The sequence below is a fragment of the Polynucleobacter bastaniensis genome (assembly GCF_018882205.1).
Taxonomy (GTDB): Bacteria; Pseudomonadota; Gammaproteobacteria; order Burkholderiales; family Burkholderiaceae; genus Polynucleobacter; species Polynucleobacter bastaniensis.
In genome coordinates, this window is the sequence record NZ_JACVOU010000005.1 from 104919 (window position 1) to 125393 (window position 20475).

Below are 20475 nucleotides of genomic sequence, written 5' to 3' on the forward strand. Positions count from 1 at the left end.
CCACTATGAAATGCCCAAAAAAGAAAAAGGGCCCAGTTTTTCAACTAGGCCCTGTAAGGGTTGGTGCGGCTGGCAGGAATTGAACCCACGACCCCTTGGTTCGTAGCCAAGTACTCTATCCAGCTGAGCTACAGCCGCAACAGCCATAATTATGCCATGGAAGAGAAGAACTACATCACACCCGCTGGTCACGAGCGCATCAAAAGAGAGCTTTTACAGCTCTTAAACTTCGATCGACCAGAGGTTGTCAAGGTTGTTCACTGGGCCGCCTCCAACGGTGACCGCTCCGAGAATGGTGACTATATTTATGGAAAAAAGCGACTTCGGGAGATAGATCGCCGGATTCGCTTCCTGAATCAGCGCCTTGAATTTGCTGTCGTGGTCGATAACCAGGCCAGAAAATCGGGTGAAGCCGATGCCGAGCAGATCTTTTTTGGGGCTACCGTGACTTATGAGAACTTAGAAGGCGTCGATGCTGGCAAAAAGACGAGCATCACGATTGTGGGCGTCGATGAGGTTGATTTAGATCTGGGTCACGTCAGCTGGGTATCACCTATAGCCAAAGCCTTAATCAAGTCGCGCCTGGGTGATTGCGTCAAAATTCAGACGCCAACCGGCCCAACTGAGATTGAAATCCTAGATGTTCAATACCAGTAATTGGGATCTATAGGGGTTTAGCTAACCCGAACGCGAGTCACGCGCATCACATCATGGTTTGCACGCAAACTACGCATGACCTTAGCGAGATGTAAGCGGTCTGATACCTGAATGGTGAAACGAATGGTGACAGCGTCTTCTTTATAGCGATCATCCATCGATACATTCATGATGTTGGAATCTGCAGCAGTCACACTACTTGCCACTCTAGCTAATACGCCTTTGCCTTGGCAGGTATCAATCGCTAGGTCAACCTCAAACTCCCGATTGACCTCTTTACCCCACTCGACCTCTACCCACTTATCACTATCTTTAGAGAGCATTCTGAGGGCTACTTGGCAGTCATTAGTATGCACCTGCAAACCCTCGCCTTTGCCAAGATAGCCAATAATGTTGTCTCCAGGAATTGGGTGACAACAAGTTTGAAAATGAATCGAGTTTCCTTCGCGACCATCAACCAAGATGGCTTGCCGCTGATGATGGTGTGAGGCAATTTCTTGTTGGGGAGAGACCCAGTCTGCCGCGCCCAAGCGCATTTGGTCAGAGCCACCCTCATCATCAATCAAAATATTTAAGCGAATTGCCAGCTCTTGAGAAGATCTGCGGCCAAGGGCAATATTGACACAAGCTTCTTCACGTGTTTTATCGCCAGTCCAATGCAATAACTTTTCCCAGAGCTCTGGTGATAGCAGTCCAGCATCAACTCCCTGTTGACGTAATGCGCCAGCCAAAAGACGTTCACCTAACTGTAAAGACTCAGCATAGTGCTTGGTCTTCAGTGAATGGCGAATCGAGGCACGGGCTTTACCTGTCCTCACAAATGCTAACCAACCTGGATTGGGTTGAGAGTTTGCAGATGTCACTACCTCGACAATATCGCTGTTCTTTAGCTCGCTACGCAGAGGTAACTGCATGCCGTTAATCTTAACTGCTACGCAAGTATTGCCTACATCGCTATGGATGGAGTAAGCAAAATCAAGAGCGGTAGCGCCACGTGGTAAAGCCCTAATCTGTCCTTTCGGCGTAAAGACGTAAACCGCATCTGGAAACAAATCGATTTTGACGTGCTCTAAGAATTCTTGAGAATCCCCGCTGCTATCCTGAATATCAATTAAGGATTGCAGCCATTGGTGTGCACGGTTTTGCACCTCACTCATGTCCGGACCGCCATCTTTGTATGCCCAGTGCGCAGCAACGCCTGCTTCAGCAACTGCATGCATATCGCCAGTACGTATCTGAAACTCTACCGGCACCCCTGATGGTCCCAGTAGCGTCGTATGTAAAGACTGATAACCATTGAGCTTAGGAATAGCAATGTAATCCTTAAACTTTCCAGGCATGGGTTTGTACAGTGCGTGCAAAATGCCGAGCGCACGATAGCACTCATCAATTGAATGGACCGTCACTCTAAATGCATAAACATCAAGCACCTGAGAAAAGCTCAAATGCTTACTGCGCATTTTGTGGTAAATACTAAAAAGCGTTTTTTCTCGACCTTGTAAATCAACCTCGAGATTGACTTTTGCAAAGGCCGTCCGAGCATTCTGCAAAATCTTTTCTACCATCTCTTTACGGTTACCACGCGCCCGCTTCACTGCATCTTCAATTACCCTGAAGCGCATGGGCATGGAGTAGCGGAAACTCAAGTCCTGTAAGTCGCGGTAAATAACGTTCAGCCCTAGGCGGTGGGCAATCGGAGCGTAGATCTCAATTGTTTCAGCTGCTACCCGGCGACGCTTCTCCATTGGGACAGCATCGAGCGTACGCATATTGTGCGTACGATCGGCGAGCTTGACCAAAATCACCCGGACATCGCGCGCCATAGCCATAAACATCTTACGGAAGCTTTCGGCTTGCGCCTCTGCATGACTTTGGAACTCCAACTTATCGAGCTTAGTCAAGCCCTCTACGAGCTCTGCCACCTTGCTGCCAAACTTACCCACTAGGTCTGCTTGAGTACAACCCGTATCCTCAATCACATCATGCATTAAAGCTGCCATGATGGATGACGCGTCTAAGCGCCAGGTAGCGCACAGCTCAGCAACTGCTACCGGATGAGTAATGTAAGGTTCACCGCTATGGCGATACTGACCTAGGTGAGCCGCATCAGCAAAATGAAAGGCTTGTTTAATGAGAGCAACTTCATCAGGCTTGAGATAGCCCAATTTAGAAATCAGCCCATCAATCGAAACAACTTGGTGCTTTAGCGGTAATGCAGGCGCAGAGGTTGGGCCAAATAGATGTCGACTCGATTGAGCCAACAAAGTTGCGATGATGGAAGACTTATCACCACTAGCGATCTCTTTAGGCGAGATCTGACCTTTGAGTTCCGATGTGTTTGGGTCGCCTAAGGGGAGCTCCACAACGGAACCCCTAAATTACAAAGGTACTTTGGTCAACATGTCACGGTCGGTTACACCAGCAGCAACTTCACGTAATGCAACTACAGTTGCTTTATCTCTGGACTCAACACGTGGGGAGTGACCTTGAACTAATTGACGTGCGCGATAAGTCGCGGCCAATACCAGCTCAAAACGATTAGGGATAGTTTTTAGACAATCTTCTACGGTAATACGGGCCATGCTGGACTCACTTAAATTTAGCTTTGATACCCATAGGATAACTGATTAGACACCGAGGCGCTTTAAAAGCGCAGGGTTACGAGCCATAATCGGCCCTGAGCGCAATCGGCTGGCTGCGACCACCTGTCGTAAATCAATCAATGCCCGCTCAAAATCATCGTTGATCACAATGAAATCGGCTTCGTGAGCATGCTGGAGCTCTAAATGCGCAGCAGCCAATCTCTTCTGAATAGTGGCTTCATCATCCTGACCCCGTTTGCGCAAGCGCTCTTCTAGGGCTTCAAATGAAGGTGGGAAGATAAAGATCCACTGCACTTCAGGAATAATTTGACGAATCTGCTGCGCGCCCTGCCAATCGATTTCTAACATGACATCGCGCCCGGTTTTCATCTGCGCCTCAATCCAGGCTTTGGATGTACCGTAAAAATTGCCGTGTACCTCAGCATGCTCCAAAAAATTGCCTTGGTCACGCTCGGCGATAAATGCATCTCTCTTAATAAAGCGATAGTCCTTGCCATCTATCTCACCCGGTCTTGGCGCGCGCGTTGTTGTTGAGAGTGACAACTTAAGGGCTGCATCCTCTTGTAACAAGGCATTCACTAAAGAAGATTTGCCGGCTCCTGATGGAGCGACGATCATCAGCATGCTGCCTTGGTAGGCAGGAGTTAAATTTGCTTTAGGTTTAGGGCTTGCCATAATAATTTGTAGAAATAATGCTTACTCTAAATTTTGCACTTGTTCACGCATTTGCTCAATCAAAAGCTTGAGCTCTAAAGCGGCTTGCGTACATTCTTCTGAAACCGATTTGGAGCTCAGGGTATTGGCTTCACGATTGAGTTCCTGCATGAGGAAATCTAAACGCTTACCTACCGGGCCCTTGCCTGCTAGGGCGGAATCGACTACTTGAAGATGGGTCTTTAAGCGCGCAAACTCTTCTGCCACATCGATACGCACGGCATACAGTACAACCTCTTGACGGATACGCTCCATCAACTCGGTGCCAGACCCACTAATTTTGCCTTGCTCTTGAGCAGCTAATGCTTCTGCCAAGCGCTCGGTAAGCTTCTCTTGATACTGGGTGACATAGACTGGAACCTTTGGTTCGATCGCTTTAACAATCTCACGCATCTTGCTGGTGATAGTAGTTAGGACCGTTACCAAGGCTTTGCCTTCGGCATGGCGACTATCCATTAGAGCAGCTAAGGCAGCGCGGCCGGCTTCCACAGTAGCGGCAATCCAACCCTCTTCTTCACCTCTCGGCTCAGAAACAATTCCGGGCCAGCGCAAAATATCGGCGATACGCAAGGTTTCTGCATTCGGAAAAGCAACTTGAGCATGCTCCTGAAGGGTATAGAGAGCGTCTAGGCGATCCTTATTTAAGGCGCCCAAAGCATGGGGATTGGCTTTGACCGCTCCAGCAGCACCCGAATTAACCCGCCATGCTGCCCGAAACTCGACCTTGCCCCGAGAAAGGCATTGTGTAGCCAATTCTCGTAAGGCAGGCTCAGCCCCGCGACACTCGTCCGGAAGACGAAAGCCCAAATCCAGAAAGCGGCTGTTGACAGCCCGACATTCCACTTGCAGATCAGCAACTACGCCAGCTCCTAGGGAGACTTGGCGAGAAGCGCTGCCATAACCAGTCATGCTCGATATCATAGGGACATTGTAGATCTTTAGGAACACGCACCATGACTCAGCACAACATCACCCGTCCTAGTGGCCGCACCCCTACGCAATTGCGCCCTGTGACCATCAGCCGTGCCTTTACCAAGCATGCTGAAGGCTCTGTTCTGATTGCGTTTGGCGATACAAAGGTACTCTGTACGGCCAGCGTACTAGAAAAGGTGCCTCCCCATAAAAAAGGTTCTGGAGAAGGTTGGGTTACCGCTGAATACGGCATGCTCCCGCGCTCTACTCATGCCCGTAGTGACCGTGAAGCAGCTCGCGGCAAACAGTCTGGTCGTACACAAGAGATTCAGCGTTTGATCGGCCGTGCGATGCGTAGCGTCTTTGATCTAAAAGTATTGGGCGAGCGAACAATCCATTTAGATTGCGATGTCTTACAAGCAGACGGTGGAACACGAACTGCATCGATTACCGGTGCTTATGTTGCAGCACGTGATGCGATCAACACCCTTCTGGAAAGTGGCGCCCTTAAAGCAGACCCGATCATCGACAGCGTTGCAGCGATTTCTGTAGGCATCTACCAAGGCGTACCCGTACTCGATTTAGATTACCCAGAAGACTCTTCTTGTGACACCGATATGAATGTCGTTATGACCGGTAAAGGCGGCATGATTGAAGTGCAAGGCACTGCTGAAGGTCCCGCCTTCTCCCGCACTGAATTAAATGCTTTGTTAGATCTGGCCGAAGAAGGTATCCGTGATTTAACTCAGTTACAAAAAGAAGCCTTCAAATAAAAGATCAAAGGTAGATGGTGCAAAAGCTCGTTCTCGCCTCTAACAATACCGACAAGGTTCGTGAATTTCAGGAGCTCTTGGCGCCGTTTCACTTTCAGGTCATCCCTCAGGGTGAGTTGGGCATTCCGTCAGCAGAAGAGCCACACCATACGTTTATTGAGAATGCCCTTGCTAAGGCGCGTCATGCCAGCGCTGTGAGCAGCTTACCTGCACTTGCCGATGACTCCGGCATTTGTGCCCATGCATTGGATGGAGCGCCTGGAGTGTACTCAGCGCGTTACGCAGGCCTTGATAGCGACAATATTGCCAACAATCAAAAGCTGATTGCAGCATTGCAGAACAAAGCTGATCGTGGAGCGCACTATGTTTGCGCCCTAGTGATGGTCAATAGCGCTAATGATCCAGAACCACTGATTGTGCAAGCCCGCTGGTATGGGCAAATCATTGATGATGCTCAGGGTGATCATGGTTTTGGTTATGACCCCTACTTTTTTATACCAGAGCTGGGCAAGACCGTCGCCCAATTAGAGCCCTCTGAGAAAAACCAGATCAGTCATCGTGGCCAAGCCTTGCGTGAACTCATTACTCAACTCCAAATTCGTGCTCAATACGCTTAATTCTGTTTCGGCTACGCAGCCAAAACTCATTGCCCTGCCTCCGCTGTCTTTGTATATTCACTTTCCGTGGTGTGAAAAGAAATGTCCTTACTGCGATTTCAACTCGCATCAAATTAAGGATGGCAAGCAAGGTTTTGATGAAGCGCGTTATATCAAGGCACTCATTGCCGATCTAGAGACAGAGTTACCTCGCGTATGGGGGCGTCAAGTACACAGCATCTTTATTGGTGGCGGTACTCCCAGCTTGTTATCTGCCAATGGCATGAATGAACTCCTTTCAGCCGTTCGGGCACGGGTGAACTTAGAGCCCGACTGTGAGATCACTATGGAAGCCAATCCCGGATCCGTTGAGACTGAGAAGTTTGCCGGCTTTGCTAAGGCAGGAATCAATCGCGTCTCTTTAGGTATTCAGAGTTTTCAGGATGCACATCTCAAAGCTTTGGGACGCATTCATAATAGTGAAGAAGCCAAGCGAGCAATTACAATTGCTCTGCAACACTTCAAATCAGTCAATCTCGATCTCATGTTTGGCTTACCCACTCAAACTTTAGAAGCCGCAAGATCGGATATTGAAACTGCTCTCTCATTTCAGACTCCACACCTGTCTTTCTACAACCTCACTCTAGAACCTAATACCTACTTTGCGAGCTTTCCCCCAAAGCTTCCCAGTGAAGAAGAGATTGATGCAATCTTTGAGCAGAACCTAAACCTGCTTGAGATAGCAGGCTATCGACGTTACGAGGTATCTGCGTACGCCAAAAAAGATCAGGAGTGCAAACACAATCTCAATTACTGGCGCTTTGGTGATTACATCGGAATAGGTGCAGGCGCACATGGAAAGATTTCCTTCCCTGACAAAATTACGCGACAGGTACGAGAACGTCATCCAGAAACCTATATGCAGGCGATGGAGACTAAAGGCAATGCCTTGATCGAGGCGAAAGAAATTCCGGCGAAAGATCTCCCATTTGAATTCATGCTCAATACCTTGCGGTTGACTAATGGTGTGGATACCGTCACCTTTAGCGAGCGCACTGGCTTGCCACTCAATGTAGTGTCAAAAGGATTGGATGAGGCGACTAAAAAAGGTTTGTTAGATTCAAACCCTAACAAGCTCAAAGCAACGGAACAAGGATTGCGCTATCTGAATAACTTACAAGAAATATTCTTGTAAATCTCTAGTAAGCATAAGATCTGGACTTATTTTCCAGACCAGCTTGGTGGCTTGCCATCCAGAAATGAAGCAACGCCATTCCTAAAGTCATCGCTGCCATAGCACTCTCGAATTAAATCATGGCAATCGGGTAAATTATTTTTGATGATTCTTGCAAGGGTTTGTTTACTAGATTTTTGAGTGATGGGCGCCAAACTCATTAAGCGTTCAGCCAGATGATTTGCTTCATACTCGAGCGCTTCAGCTGGATAAGTGCCCAAGAGGTAGCCCTGTTCAAGTAGCTCAGGTGCAGTCACCAACTCCGCCAGTAACAACATACGCTTAACGACATTGACACCCAAGTGTGCAACAAGCCAAGCGACGTTGCCAGCAGATAAACAATTACCCAGTGTTTTGGCAATCGGTACTCCGAAGCGCGCATCAGGGGTAGAGATTCTGAAATCGCAACAACTAGCAATTGCAAGACCTCCGCCAACCGCCATACCATCAATGACAGCAATCGATGGAATAGGTAACATTGCTAAAGGTGCAAGGTAGGCATCAATACCCTCCTCGTATCGAATACCATCTTCACCAGAACTAAATCCCGAGAACTGGGCGATATCACTACCAGAGACAAAGGATTTACCGCCAGCGCCTCGAAGAATAGCAACCCTAGCCGAAGAACTCTTAGATAAATCCTCGCAAATCGATTTCAGGCTTTGATACATTCCCACTGTCATTGCATTACGAGCAGCAACATGGTCAAAAGTAATATAGGCAATCTTATTGCGTAGCTCTAAGCGAACTTCGGCAATACGATCTGGGGTGGAGTCTATGGCTGTTGTCATGAAATGAAAAACCCTCCCTCATATAAGAGAGAGGATTAATGAATACTATAGCCCAATTAGATAACTTGGTTGAATTATTCAGCCTTGATATTCAAGCTCTTCACCAAGCGCTGATACTTCGCCAACTCACCTGCCAGGAACAAATTAAAGGCTGCTGGTGTTGCTGGGCCCTCTGCTTGTAAGCCTTGAGCATCCAATGTTTTCTTAATCTCTGGATCATTGGTAGCTACTTTTACAGCCTGATCAATTTTGTTCACGACTGCAGGATCCATGCCTTTTGGCCCCATTACGGAATACCAATTGGTCACATCAAACCCAACAATACCCACTTCATTAAATGTAGGAACGTTAGGCAATAATGCCAAGCGCTTGGGCGTAGAGATTGCTAAAGCTTTTAAATTGCCTTGACGAATCTGCTGCAAGTTTGGTGGCAAGGTGTCAAAGTTCATTGTGATTTGACCACCCAATAAATCCACAATCGCTTGACCGCTGCCTTTGTAAGGTACGTGATTCATTTCTACACCAGCAATCTTTGAGAACAGGGCACCTGCTAAATGCTGGGTGCTACCGATACCAGAGGAGCCATAAGTCATCTGACCTGGATTTTGCTTCGCCAAGGAAATTAATTGCGCCACCGAGTTTACTGGCAGAGAAGACTTCACTACCAACACGTTTGGTACGTAACCTAAATAATTAATTGGCGTGAAGTCAGTCGCCGGGTTGTATGGCACGTTCTTGAGCACAAATGGAGAAATCGCATTGGAGTTCGAGTGGCCCATGAGTAAGGTATACCCATCTGGATTCGATTTAGCAACGAGATCTGCACCAATCGTTCCGGCCGCACCCGATTTATTTTCAATAATGACGCTTTGGCCTAAGATCTCGCCCATCTTGGGAGCAATGGCACGAGCCACAATATCCGTGCCGCCACCAGGAGCGAAGCCTACAATGAGGCGAATGGGTTTTGTTGGAAAAGCCTGTTGAGCATTAGCAATCAATGGCAAAGTACTGCAGATAGTTAGCGCCAAGAAAGCGAATCTGCGCAAAAGTCGTTTCGGGGATTGATTGATCATATGGTCTCCATTTTTTGTTTTATATTCAGTGCTGTAAATGAACTTTGCAATATAAACATATAAAAACTATTGAGACAATGATGAAAACACCTACCAGCAAGCTTTTGCCCCTAGTTGGAGTTCGAGTTCTTGACGTAAGTCAAGTTATGGCCGGCCCCTACTGCTGCATGTTGCTTGCTGACTTGGGTGCCGATGTCATCAAAATTGAGCCGCCTGGTACCGGAGATCAAACTCGGGGAGCAATGGGATTCAAGATGAAAGGCTCAGATAGTATGGGCTTTCTGAATATGAATCGTAACAAGCGTAGCGTAACGCTCAATCTCAAAACAGAAGCCGGGAAAAAAGTATTTTTTGAGCTCGTAAAGACTGCCGATATTTTGGTTGAGAACTATCGTCCCGGCGTGATGAAAAAACTGGGTATCGATTACCCCTCTCTGAAAGATCTCAATCCAGGATTAGTTTATGCCAGCATCTCTGGATTCGGGCAAAGCGGGCCATGGGCGGATCGTCCCGGCTTCGACCTGATGGCACAAGCCATGTCTGGCGTGATGAGCGTGACAGGTTATCCAGATGGCCCTCCTGTAAAGGCTGGCGTTCCAGTAGCGGATATTGGTTGCGCCCTTTTTGCAGTCTATGGAATTTTGTCAGCCTATATTGGTAAGACTAAGTCGGGTGAAGGTCAATTTATTGATGCTTCCCTATTTGATTCTGCTTTGGCATTTTCCATCTGGGATACAGCGCAATACTGGGGCACCGGTGTTGAGCCTTACAAATTAGGCACAGCTAATCACATGAGCGCGCCTTATCAGGCTATGAAAGCCGCTGATGGTTATTTTGTGATGGGAGCCACCAATCAAAAACTCTGGAAACTCCTCTGCGACAAGATTGATCGCCCAGAATTATTTGAAGACCCACTTTTTAGAACCAATCCACTGCGTCTAGCCAATCGTTTGATACTCGCTGCTGAGCTAGAAAAAACCTTTATTAATAAAACTAGTGAAGAATGGGTGGATCTCTTACTAGCGGCAGGCATTCCGGCTGGACCGATCAATACCTACCCACAAGCATTTGATAGTGAGCATGGGCAGCATCGCCAGATGCGTATGGAGATTGATCACCCAATTGAAGGTAAGATTTCCAATATTGGCTTTGCAGTCAAGATGATGGGTACTCCGCAACAAGTGACTCGTCATCCTCCTCTACTCGGTGAGCACACCGATGAAGTGCTCAAGGAATTGGGTATTACAGGGCAAGAGCTCAAAGCGCTGGAAGATGGTGGCGCTTTCGCAGCATGAATCATTGACTGCTTATTAAAAAAGAAATGGGCTCCTAGGGGCCCATTTTTCTAATGCCTGTCTGCTATTTTGCCTTCCTTAAGCACCATCTGAATTTGCAATTGGAGGAGCCTCAAACGGATCCTTGCTTGGTTTAGCTGGAGGCACTTTTTTAGCTTTCGTGCCAGGCATCAACTCAAAATCTGGAGTGAAGGTAGTCATGGTGCTGCGTAATTGCTCAAATGCTTTGCGATCGCCCTCAAACTTGGCCTTGCCTTCTGCTTGAAGTTTTTCAAAGGTGGTTTGTCCGCCCATGACTTTTTCTAAGTCGCTGCGATTGACGGTAATAGTCAGGTTTGGTTTTTTATCTTGGTAACCCTTGATGTTACTTAGCGCAGAGTTACTCATCTCCACAACAAACTTTTCGCCATTGTCTGGTGTACTCAAGTTGATAGTAAATCTCATACCGGCAGCTTTTTTACTATCCATGCTGATGGCCAAGGCATTCAACCAAAGTTCTGTAGTCATCGCTTTGATCATGTCAGGACCATTGGTCTTTGGTGATGCCCCAGAAGGCATGCCATGACGTAATTCATAAGCGGCGCCCAAGAAACTATTACGCACACTTGGGCTTTCTTTTTGATAACCAATTTGTTCAAAAATATCTGCTAGCAAATCTTTTGCGGCTGTGTTGTTTGGCTCGGCATAAACTAACTTGTTCACAATTTCCATTGCTTCACGGTATTTACCCTGCTTATAGAGCTGCTTGCCCTTTGCCATGATCTTGCCCGAACCGCCCATCATCTCTACGTAGAGTGGCGCAGAATCTTTTGGTGATAAAGGAATCAAGGTGGCAGGATTGGCATCCCAGTAACCTAGGTAACGATTAATAACAGCGCGACTGTTGTGCTCCTCTGAGCCGTGGTAGCTGTGAGCAGCCCATTGAGACTTCAGGCTATCAGGTTGTTTGTAGACGTTATGAACTTCATTAATCGTCACACCATTGTTCGCCAAATGCAGGACCTCATTGTTCAGGTGTGCATAGCTATCACGCTGTGTGCGCATCACTTCTTGCACGCGATCATTGCCCCAACGCGGCCAGGAGTGTGAGGCAAACATCACTTGCGCCTCAGTGCCATAACGATATAAGGCGTTGTTGATGTTCTTAGACCATGCCAAGGCATCACGCACTAATGCGCCGCGTAAAGTGTAGATGTTATGAATAGTTCCCGTAATATTTTCAGCAGCCCAGAATGCTTTCATCTGCGGGAAGTAGGTATTCATCTCCGCCGGCGCTTCTGTGCCTGGTGTGTTCTGAAACTCCATCTCCACACCATCTACCGTCATTTTTTCAAATGGCTCATTGATGAGAATGGTTGGCTCAATTAGGCCCAGGTTACCGGCCGCAGTATTTTTACCAATCGATTGGTCAACGTGACCAAATGGGCTGCGTGGTAATAAAACACCATATTGGAAATACAAACGGCGCGTCATGGCATTACCCGCATAGACGTTCTCTGCTACGGCATGGTCCATGAAACCAGCTGGGGCAATAATCTTTACCTTACCACTCTTCACATCTGCTTCATCCACTACGCCACGCACACCACCAAAGTGGTCAGCATGCGAATGGGAATAGACCACCGCCACTACTGGGCGCATACCTAACTTCTCATTAACCAATTCCAAAGCTGCTCTAGCAGTTTCTTTTGAGGTCAATGGGTCAAAGATAATCCAACCCGTATTTGTTTTGACAAAGCTAATGTTGGAAAGATCGAAGCCGCGCACTTGATAAATCTTTCCTGGCACGACTTCATAGAGGCCGTAGCCCATATTAAGAATCGCTTGGCGCTGCAATGATGGGTGAACGCTATCAAAGTCTTTACCTTGCAAGAGGAAGTCGTAACTACCCATATCCCAGGCAACGTTTCCGGCATCCGCCATGATGGTTTTATAAGTAGGGGCTGCAATGAAACCCCTCTTGGACTCTTCAAAGTCGCGTTTATCTTCAAATGGCAGAGTTTTACGCAAGCCATTTTGTAGATCAACCGTAAATGTGGACGGCACCTTACCCTTGGAGTCAAAGTGCTTGCCCTGCATTGCGCCTGGGTCAGCAACTACACCGCCACCGCCTGCGGCAATAGCGGGATGACCAGAAATGAGAGTAATGGAGAGGACAATTAGGGAGAGTTTGGTTTTCATGAAAGCCTTGAAGTAATACAAGTATTAGTAAAAAAGATATCTCACGAATGTAAAGATTGCTATAGCCGTAGGCAATTAGCTATAGGGCTAATACCTGCCACCGAAAGAGGATCAGGCCAGACAGCCAAGTAAACAAACCTACTGAGTGAGACTAGGCAATCTACCGCTCAAGATCAGGTAGAAAAAGTAAAGTGCACCCAAAAAGATCAAGGCGCCAATTAAATACTGTGGATAGATTATTCCCTGCTCTCGCATGCCCTGTTTTTTGCCACTCACCATGGATCTGACGAGATTCTGTTTCTCGATCAAGCTCATGCCAATGGCAGCAATAATATGGACAATGACTAAGCTAAGAGCCAAGCTGGCAAGCACTTCATGAGCCTCAGATACGAAGTTACCCAAAAACTCTTTAACCGATAGATAGCCAGTGAAGCCAATCAACAGCATGAGTAACATCAGCGCGAACATGACTAAACCACCCGCTGGATTGTGACCAACATCATGATGAGGATGGTCACGTAACATGGCCATAAAGTGCCCAATGACTTCCCGAGGACTTTTGAGAAATTGACTAAATCTGGCGTAACGAGTGCCAATTAAGCCCCATACCAATCGGATGAGCACTAGCAGGCATGCGGTATACCCAAATGCATAGTGAATCAGCGCCCAGCGCTCACTTTCTGAGCTAGAACTCCCGCGCACTCGCCAAAAAACCAAAAGTTTAGCTCTCGAACCATCAGAGCACTCATTCTTGTTTATTGTCAATGAATGAGTCCATACCCTCCACACTCAATACGCCACCCAAGGCCTGAAGTACTCTGAGAATATTTTCCAATCTGAGAGTGGATTTGCCAGCCTCTAGCTCAACAACGAACCTCACGCCCACATTGGCAGCCAGTGCCAGTTGGGGTTGAGTTAGTTTCAGGCGCCTGCGTGTCTCACGCACCAAACGACCCAGATCTAGAGAGTTTTGAATTTGTGTGCTCATAAATATTTCCTGATCGGGAAATTTTACTGTAATTTGCCTGCTTTTTCAACATAATTTCCTGATCGGGAAATTTTTCAACGGAAATATTCAACATAAACCTGCTATGGGACTCTGATCGAGTATCAGCAGGTTGAGCAGTCAAACTAAGGGGATCAAAATAACAAAGAGTCTCTTAGTTAGGGGCTCTGATGTTGTACATGGCGGAAGAGGTGAGATTCGAACTCACGGAGGACTTTCATCCTCGCCAGTTTTCAAGACTGGTGCATTCAACCGCTCTGCCACTCTTCCTATGGGAATTGAGCTTGGATTATAGAGAACTTTTGATTTGCGCCTCCAAATGCTGGGCAATTGCTAAACAAGAGGTAAGGCCCGGGGACTCAAAGCCATACAGATTGAATAATCCGTTTAGTTGATGCTGCTGGGGGCCTTCAAAGTAAAAGTCTCCTGCCGAGGCGTTTGGCGGGACGATTTTGGCTCTGACGCCCGAGTAATCTGCTTGTAAAGAGCCATCTTTAAGGTCGGGCCAATATTTTCTGACGGCTGCATAAAAGCTATCTCCCCGTCCTTGATCCACTGTGTAGTTAATCTGGCTTTCTTCATCGATATCAAGCCATTCTACGTCTGGACCAAACTTCGCCTGACCACCCATATCGAGAGTGAGATGAACGCCTAAGCCGCCAGGCTCAGGTATTGGATATATCAAATGACTGAACGGAGATTTACCGGATAAAGAGAAGTAATTACCTTTTGCGAAGTAGGCTTTGGGTATTCGGTCTTTCGAGAGGCCTTCAATTTTTTGAGCTAGTGCTGGGGCACTGAGCCCCGCACAATTAATCAATAATTTAGTCTGAATGGTCATGCCATCTGCTCCGCCAATCGTGAGCTCAAAGCCACCTTGGGCATCATTGCCGATCGGCTTAGCGCTAAGTAAGGGAGATTGATAGGCGACCATGCCGCCCGCATCCTCAAACCCACCTAGCAATGACAGCATTAATCCGTGACTATCTACTACACCCGTTGAACTCGAGAGCACTGCCGCCTCACATTGCAACTGTGGCTCAAGCGCTTTCGCCTGCGCACCTGAAATCATCTTGATGTCGGGGACTTGATTGTTTTGGGCTTTGTACAAAATGGCTTGTAGATCATCTAGCTGACTAGCGTCTGCTGCAACGATTAACTTACCATAGGCTTGCGTGCTCACTTGATGACTACGGCAGTATTCATATAAGAGGCGATTACCTTCTACGCAGAGCTTAGCCTTTAGAGAATCCTTAGGGTAATAAATCCCCGCGTGAATCACTTCACTATTGCGCGCACTACTGATGGTTCCAAAAGAATCTTCACGCTCGAGCAAAATCGTTTCTCGACCCTGCAATGCCATCTCGCGAGCAACTGCTAAACCAACTACTCCAGCGCCTACTACAACGCAATCAACCTGCTCCATCCGCTATTCCTGACTTGATTTCAGATATGTCTCAATTTCGTAATGACTTTTGCCTAAGATAAAGCCTTGTTATTGATGAAATCGTAACATTTTCAGCGTTTTAAGGGGATTTTGATGTCCTTATTGATAAAATCTAGCTATGTCTGCGCAAGCCCAATTAGCCAACCAAAGTATTCACTCTGCCCTTGATGTGGTGCTCGATACCGCCTATCAAGGAATTGATACAGCTAGCTGGAAAACGCTCTTTGCTTCCGCTCGCCAAAGACATCTAGGGCAATTTATTGCAGATATGTTCGCTGGTAAACACATTAATAATAGTGAGGATCGGCCCGCCCTTCATTCTGCGCTGCGCAATTTAAGTAAAACACCAGTCCTGATCGATGGCAAAGATGTCATGCCCGCGGTTTCTGAAGTTTGGCATCGCATTGATGTACTGTGTAGTACATGGGTTGGCGTAACCGATGTCATTCATATCGGCATAGGTGGATCAGACTTTGGTCCTCGCTTAGCGATTGAAGCACTTGCCCATGTTCCCGGTATTGAAAGTCGCGGCATGCGCATGCATTTTTTGGCAAATATTGATACTGCTGAGTTAGCACGTATCTTGGCACGTGCTCAGCCTCATAGTACTCGCGTGATTGTGGTCTCAAAGTCATTCACGACACTTGAGACTTCTATGAATGCCAAGGCGGTTGTTGCCTGGCTTAAAGACAGCGGCTGCACAACCAGCCAAATTGCTCACTCCTTATATGCAGTCACTGCCAACATCCCTGCCGCTAAGGACTTTGGCGTAAGCCAAGGTAATATCTTTCCTTTTTGGGATTGGGTCGGTGGACGCTACTCTGTATGGTCGGCAGTAGGTCTACCAATTGCTTTGCAATATGGCTTTGAGACATTCAAACAGTTTTTAGCTGGCGCCGAAGCGATGGATTTGCATTTTAAAAATGCACTCCTCGAAGAAAATCTCCCTGTCATCATGGCGCTCTCTTTGCTCCACCAGCAAGAGAAACACAATATCAAAGCCTATTCAGCTATTCCATATGCTGATGCTTTAGATTGGTTTCCGAAGTGGTTGCAACAGCTCGATATGGAGAGTAATGGCAAGAGTGTGGATCGTGATGGCAAGCCAGTGAAGCATTCTTCACCGGTAGTGTTTGGTAGTGCAGGCAGTAATGCACAGCATTCTTACTTTCAACTCTTTCACCAGGGTACCGAAATCATTCCGATTGATTTCATTGCCGTGCGTGAACCGATGAGTGATCGACCTGAAGCTGTAGCGCATCACCGCATTCTGCTGTCTAATTGTTTGGCGCAATCGCAAGCGCTAGCCAATGGCAAGACTGCTGTAAATCCAAATGATATTTACCCAGGTAAGCGTCCAAGCAACCTCCTGTTGCTCCCCAAACTTAATGCGTTTTATCTTGGCGCCTTACTTGCTTTGTATGAAAATCGCACTGCGACTTTAGGTGCCTTGTGGAACATCAACAGCTTTGATCAACCTGGCGTGGAATACGGCAAAGTACTAGCTAAGCCGATTGAGAAAGCACTAGCAAGTCATCAGAACGATATTGCTGCTAGTGCAGATATTGATGCTGTTACTGCTGCCCGTATAAATCTATTAAATTCAAATAACTAGTTATCACTCTAGCAATACTCGGGTGTTTTTACTGAAAGATCTGCAATGCAATTGTCTCCATCTATTTTTAAAGCTTATGACATACGCGGCATTATTGATGAGACCTTAGATCCCTCGATCGCCAAACTGATTGGTCAGGCGTTTGGTACTGAAATGCGTGAGCTTGGTGAGACTGATATTGTTATTGGCCGCGATGGTCGTCTATCTGGCCCTAGCTTGATTGAGGCATTAACAGAAGGTCTGCTCTCTACTGGCATTCATGTGATTGATCTAGGCATGGTTGCTACACCGATGGTCTACTTCGCTGCCAATCACACCATCAATGGCAAGACTCCCAAGTCCGGCATCATGATTACTGGCAGCCACAATCCCCCAAATTACAACGGCTTCAAAATGGTATTGGGTACAGCAGCCATTTACGGTGACAAGATTCAGGATTTGCGCAAACGTATAGAAGCTCAGAAATTTACTATTGGCCAAGGAAATCGAAGTGCCTTTGATATTTTTCCGATGTATCTCAACTATATCGTCGGCGATGTGAGGCTGGCTCGCCCCATGAAGATTGCAGTGGATTGTGGCAATGGTGTTGGTGGCGCTTTTGCTGGCAAGCTTTTCAGAGCTTTAGGTTGCGAAGTTCAAGAATTGTTCTGTGAAGTTGATGGGCATTTCCCCAATCACCATCCGGATCCAGCCCATATTGAGAACTTGCAAGACCTTATTAAGAACCTCCAGACTACCGATAACGAATTGGGTCTTGCCTTTGATGGGGATGCCGATCGCTTAGGTGTGGTCACTAAAGATGGTCAGGTGATTTTTCCGGACCGTCAAATGATGTTATTTGCAAAAGATGTTCTCTCTCGCAATCCTGGCGGTCAAATTATTTACGATGTGAAATGCACTCGTAATCTAGCGACCTACGTAAAAGAGCATGGTGGCGAACCCATTATGTGGAAAACAGGACATTCTTTAGTAAAAGCCAAACTCAAAGAGACTGGTGCTCCACTTGCTGGTGAGATGAGCGGTCATATCTTCTTCAAGGATCGATGGTTTGGATTTGATGATGGTCTCTACACGGGTGCTCGCTTACTAGAGATTCTGAGTAAAGAAAAAGATCCAAGCGATACTCTCAACGACTTGCCAAATGCAATTTGCACCCCAGAATTGCAACTCGCTTGCGCCGAAGGTGAACCTTTTGCCCTGCTAGAAAAAATCAAAGCCAATGCGACATTCCCGACATCAGAGTCAATCAATACGATTGATGGTGTGCGAGTGGAATACGCGGATGGCTTTGGTCTTGCCAGACCTTCCAATACAACACCAGTTGTGGTGATGCGCTTTGAGGCTGATAGCAAAGAGGCTATTCAGCGTATACAGTCTGAGTTTAAGGCGGTCTTGTTAGCTGCAAAGCCGGAAGCAAAGCTGCCGTTTTAAGTAATTAAGGTCGGCTGTCGCCAGCTAATGTAATAGAGATAAAATTACTCATGACTTCCACTATTAGCAATCCTATAGCCTTCGATTACCCCCAGCAAAATGCTGCCGGAACCACCTGCACCGCCCAGGCTTGGGCAAAAACACCCCCACAACTGCATGGCAGCGAGAAAGCTGCTGTCATTACCCGTATTAAGCAATTGCTGATCGAGAAAGATGCTGCTTTAGTTGCACATTACTACGTTGATGGAGATATTCAAGACCTTGCAATAGAAACTGGTGGCTTTGTTGCTGACTCATTAGAAATGGCACGCTTTGGCAAAAATCACTCTGCCAAGAACTTGATTGTGGCTGGTGTGCGCTTCATGGGAGAGTCTGCCAAGATTCTGAGCCCTGAAAAGCGCGTCTTCATGCCAGACCTAGAAGCGACCTGCTCTTTGGACCTGGGTTGCGATGCTACTGACTTTGCCGCCTTCAGAGCATTGCATCCGGATCGTACTGTGGTTGTCTATGCCAATACGAGTGCTGCTGTTAAGGCACAAGCCGATTGGATGGTGACAAGCTCTTGCGCCTTAGCGATCGTCCATCAACTCAAAGTTGAGGGCAAAAAAATTCTATGGGCACCCGATCGGCACTTGGGTCGCTATATTCAAGAGCAGACTGGCGCTGATATGTTGCTATGGAATGGTGCCTGTATTGTTCATGATGAGTTCAAGGCGGTAGAACTAGAAATATTGATCGCCGCTCATCCCAATGCCATGGTGTTAGTTCACCCCGAATCTCCACAAGCAGTTGTAGATTTAGCAGATGTGGTGGGCTCCACCTCTGCCATGATCAAAGCAGTGGTTGAAGGCTCTGCCACTAAATACATTGTTGCTACCGATAATGGCATCTTACACCGCATGCGCCAATTAGCACCCAATAAAATATTAATTGAAGCCCCGACTGCTGGCGATAGTGCTACCTGTAAAAGTTGCGCTCATTGCCCTTGGATGGCCATGAATGGCTTGCAAGGAATCTTGGATTGCCTTGAAAACGCCTCTGGCGAAATCTTCATTGAGGAAGGTATTCGAGTTAAAGCGCTTGATTGTATCGAGCGCATGCTCGACTTCACCCAGAATCATCCCGACCTGCTTGCAAAAGCCCAGCATGGCTTTGTGAAGAATATTGGCGCCGCCTAATTTAACTTTTTAACTGCATACGTATGTTTGATTACAACGAAACCTTAGAGCAGGCACGTCAACGCAATATTGCTGATGCGCTGATGGAGGATATTGGCAAGTGTGATTGGACTGCGCAATTAGTTCCCAGTAAACCTGTGCATGCACAACTGATCGTTCGTCAAGAAGCGGTTTTATGTGGAGTAGATTGGTTTGAAGGCACCCTCAAGAAGTTGGACCCTATAGCGAAAGTGAATTGGTACTACCGGGAGGGCGACTTGATGAAGCCCGATACTAAGGTCTGCGATATTGAGGCTAACTCTCGCGCCCTGCTCTCTGCTGAGCGTCCCTGTATTAATTTCTTACAAACACTATCTTGGACTGCCAGTAGTGCGCGTCAGTATGTTGATGCGATTGCCGGTGTCAGCCCAAATCCCAATGGTTGTGCAGTACTCGATACCCGAAAAACGATTCCAGGCCTACGTCAAGCGCAAAAGTATGCAGTTCGTGTCGGTGGCGGTCAAAACCAACGTCTTGCACTTTGGCATGGCATCTTAATTAAAGAGAATCATATTGCTGCCGCAGGAGGTGTTGCCGCTGCAGTGAAAGCTGCACAGGCTTTAAATTCTGGGGTGGATATTCAGGTTGAAGTAGAAAACTTTACTGAATTGAAGGAGGCTTTGGGTGCTGGGGCAAAAAATATCTTGATTGATAACTTTACTACCGATCAAATGAAGGAAGCTGTTGCCTTTACCAATGGACGCGCATTATTGGAAGCATCTGGTGGTATCGACCTAGATCAGATACGTGCTATTGCCGCTACGGGCGTTGATCGGATCTCTCTCGGAATACTGACCAAAGATATTAAGGCGGTGGATTTCTCGATGAGAATTTTGTAGGTAATCTGCCCACCGAGGTCAGCCTAATGCTGACGCCATTACAAAGCCCCTCCGATATTCGGCGGGGCTTTTCTTTTCTAGACTAATCCTA

At 47.2% G+C, this 20475-nt stretch carries 19 protein-coding genes and 2 tRNA genes; 9 read left to right on the forward strand and 12 right to left on the reverse strand.

The window, feature by feature from the left end; all coding sequences use genetic code 11:
• Window positions 1–61: 61 nt before the first annotated feature.
• Window positions 62–138 (reverse strand) — tRNA-Arg (locus ICN22_RS09855).
• Between the two features lie 18 nt (window positions 139–156).
• Between ICN22_RS09855 and greB the strand changes: the two genes are divergently transcribed.
• Window positions 157–657 (forward strand): transcription elongation factor GreB, encoded by a 501-nt coding sequence (gene greB / locus ICN22_RS09860; protein WP_216170653.1) that lies wholly within the window; start codon window positions 157–159, stop codon window positions 655–657.
• Window positions 658–674: 17 nt separating this feature from the next.
• Here greB and ICN22_RS09865 read toward each other — a convergent pair whose 3' ends face one another.
• From ICN22_RS09865 to ICN22_RS09880, 4 genes are all read right to left on the reverse strand, one after another.
• Window positions 675–2972: a RelA/SpoT family protein gene (locus ICN22_RS09865; protein ID WP_439650995.1), complete on the reverse strand. Its 2298-nt coding sequence runs from the start codon at window positions 2970–2972 to the stop codon at window positions 675–677.
• Window positions 2973–3035: 63 nt separating this feature from the next.
• Entirely contained in the window at window positions 3036–3239 is a 204-nt protein-coding gene (gene rpoZ / locus ICN22_RS09870; RefSeq protein WP_011902918.1) for a DNA-directed RNA polymerase subunit omega, read from the reverse strand.
• Between the two features lie 45 nt (window positions 3240–3284).
• Window positions 3285–3935 carry a guanylate kinase gene (gene gmk / locus ICN22_RS09875; protein ID WP_216170656.1) on the reverse strand — a complete coding sequence of 217 codons (651 nt, stop codon included), beginning with the start codon at window positions 3933–3935 and terminating at the stop codon, window positions 3285–3287.
• A gap of 21 nt (window positions 3936–3956) precedes the next feature.
• Window positions 3957–4895: a YicC/YloC family endoribonuclease gene (locus ICN22_RS09880; RefSeq protein WP_216170658.1), complete on the reverse strand. Its 939-nt coding sequence runs from the start codon at window positions 4893–4895 to the stop codon at window positions 3957–3959.
• 32 nt (window positions 4896–4927) lie between these two features.
• On the opposite strand from ICN22_RS09880, the gene rph reads away from it, so the two are divergent.
• From rph to hemW, 3 genes are read left to right on the forward strand one after another with little or no spacing between them, the layout of a single operon-like run.
• Window positions 4928–5659 (forward strand): ribonuclease PH, encoded by a 732-nt coding sequence (gene rph, locus ICN22_RS09885; protein WP_216170662.1) that lies wholly within the window; start codon window positions 4928–4930, stop codon window positions 5657–5659.
• A gap of 17 nt (window positions 5660–5676) precedes the next feature.
• Entirely contained in the window at window positions 5677–6276 is a 600-nt protein-coding gene (gene rdgB / locus ICN22_RS09890) for an RdgB/HAM1 family non-canonical purine NTP pyrophosphatase (protein WP_216170976.1), read from the forward strand.
• Window positions 6233–7450, forward strand: a complete 1218-nt coding sequence (hemW, locus tag ICN22_RS09895; RefSeq protein ID WP_216170664.1) for a radical SAM family heme chaperone HemW — start codon at window positions 6233–6235, stop codon at window positions 7448–7450. Before rdgB ends, hemW begins: the two co-directional genes overlap by 44 nt.
• Before the next feature lie 26 nt (window positions 7451–7476).
• Here hemW and ICN22_RS09900 read toward each other — a convergent pair whose 3' ends face one another.
• Window positions 7477–8280: an enoyl-CoA hydratase/isomerase family protein gene (locus ICN22_RS09900; protein ID WP_216170666.1), complete on the reverse strand. Its 804-nt coding sequence runs from the start codon at window positions 8278–8280 to the stop codon at window positions 7477–7479.
• A 74-nt stretch (window positions 8281–8354) separates the two neighbouring features.
• Window positions 8355–9353: a Bug family tripartite tricarboxylate transporter substrate binding protein gene (locus ICN22_RS09905; RefSeq protein ID WP_216170668.1), complete on the reverse strand. Its 999-nt coding sequence runs from the start codon at window positions 9351–9353 to the stop codon at window positions 8355–8357.
• Window positions 9354–9430: 77 nt separating this feature from the next.
• On the opposite strand from ICN22_RS09905, the gene ICN22_RS09910 reads away from it, so the two are divergent.
• Window positions 9431–10648, forward strand: a complete 1218-nt coding sequence (locus ICN22_RS09910) for a CaiB/BaiF CoA transferase family protein (protein WP_216170670.1) — start codon at window positions 9431–9433, stop codon at window positions 10646–10648.
• 78 nt (window positions 10649–10726) lie between these two features.
• Here the strand turns inward: ICN22_RS09910 and ICN22_RS09915 are convergent, their stop codons facing one another.
• The 5 genes from ICN22_RS09915 to ICN22_RS09935 form a co-directional block, all read right to left on the reverse strand.
• Complete coding sequence (locus tag ICN22_RS09915; protein ID WP_216170672.1) at window positions 10727–12829, reverse strand: alkyl/aryl-sulfatase; 2103 nt, start codon at window positions 12827–12829, stop codon at window positions 10727–10729.
• Window positions 12830–12967: 138 nt separating this feature from the next.
• On the reverse strand, window positions 12968–13531 hold the full coding sequence (locus ICN22_RS09920) for a cytochrome b/b6 domain-containing protein (RefSeq protein WP_369411593.1): 564 nt from the start codon (window positions 13529–13531) through the stop codon (window positions 12968–12970).
• 43 nt (window positions 13532–13574) lie between these two features.
• Window positions 13575–13817, reverse strand: coding sequence for a type II toxin-antitoxin system Y4mF family antitoxin (locus ICN22_RS09925; RefSeq protein WP_216170676.1), 243 nt, complete (start codon window positions 13815–13817; stop codon window positions 13575–13577).
• Between the two features lie 198 nt (window positions 13818–14015).
• Window positions 14016–14105: transfer RNA gene (locus tag ICN22_RS09930), tRNA-Ser, on the reverse strand.
• A 19-nt stretch (window positions 14106–14124) separates the two neighbouring features.
• Complete coding sequence (locus ICN22_RS09935) at window positions 14125–15261, reverse strand: NAD(P)/FAD-dependent oxidoreductase (RefSeq protein ID WP_216170677.1); 1137 nt, start codon at window positions 15259–15261, stop codon at window positions 14125–14127.
• Between the two features lie 139 nt (window positions 15262–15400).
• Here ICN22_RS09935 and pgi point away from each other — a divergent pair, with 139 nt between their 5' ends.
• Genes pgi through nadC form a run of 4 tightly spaced genes read left to right on the forward strand, consistent with a single transcriptional unit; the run spans window position 15401 to window position 20384 of the window.
• Window positions 15401–16897 (forward strand): glucose-6-phosphate isomerase, encoded by a 1497-nt coding sequence (gene pgi, locus ICN22_RS09940; RefSeq protein WP_216170680.1) that lies wholly within the window; start codon window positions 15401–15403, stop codon window positions 16895–16897.
• Between the two features lie 45 nt (window positions 16898–16942).
• Window positions 16943–18328, forward strand: a complete 1386-nt coding sequence (locus ICN22_RS09945) for a phosphomannomutase/phosphoglucomutase (RefSeq protein ID WP_216170681.1) — start codon at window positions 16943–16945, stop codon at window positions 18326–18328.
• A 50-nt stretch (window positions 18329–18378) separates the two neighbouring features.
• On the forward strand, window positions 18379–19506 hold the full coding sequence (gene nadA / locus ICN22_RS09950) for a quinolinate synthase NadA (protein ID WP_216170684.1): 1128 nt from the start codon (window positions 18379–18381) through the stop codon (window positions 19504–19506).
• Window positions 19507–19529: 23 nt separating this feature from the next.
• On the forward strand, window positions 19530–20384 hold the full coding sequence (gene nadC / locus ICN22_RS09955) for a carboxylating nicotinate-nucleotide diphosphorylase (RefSeq protein WP_216170686.1): 855 nt from the start codon (window positions 19530–19532) through the stop codon (window positions 20382–20384).
• The last annotated feature ends 91 nt before the right edge of the window (window positions 20385–20475 follow it).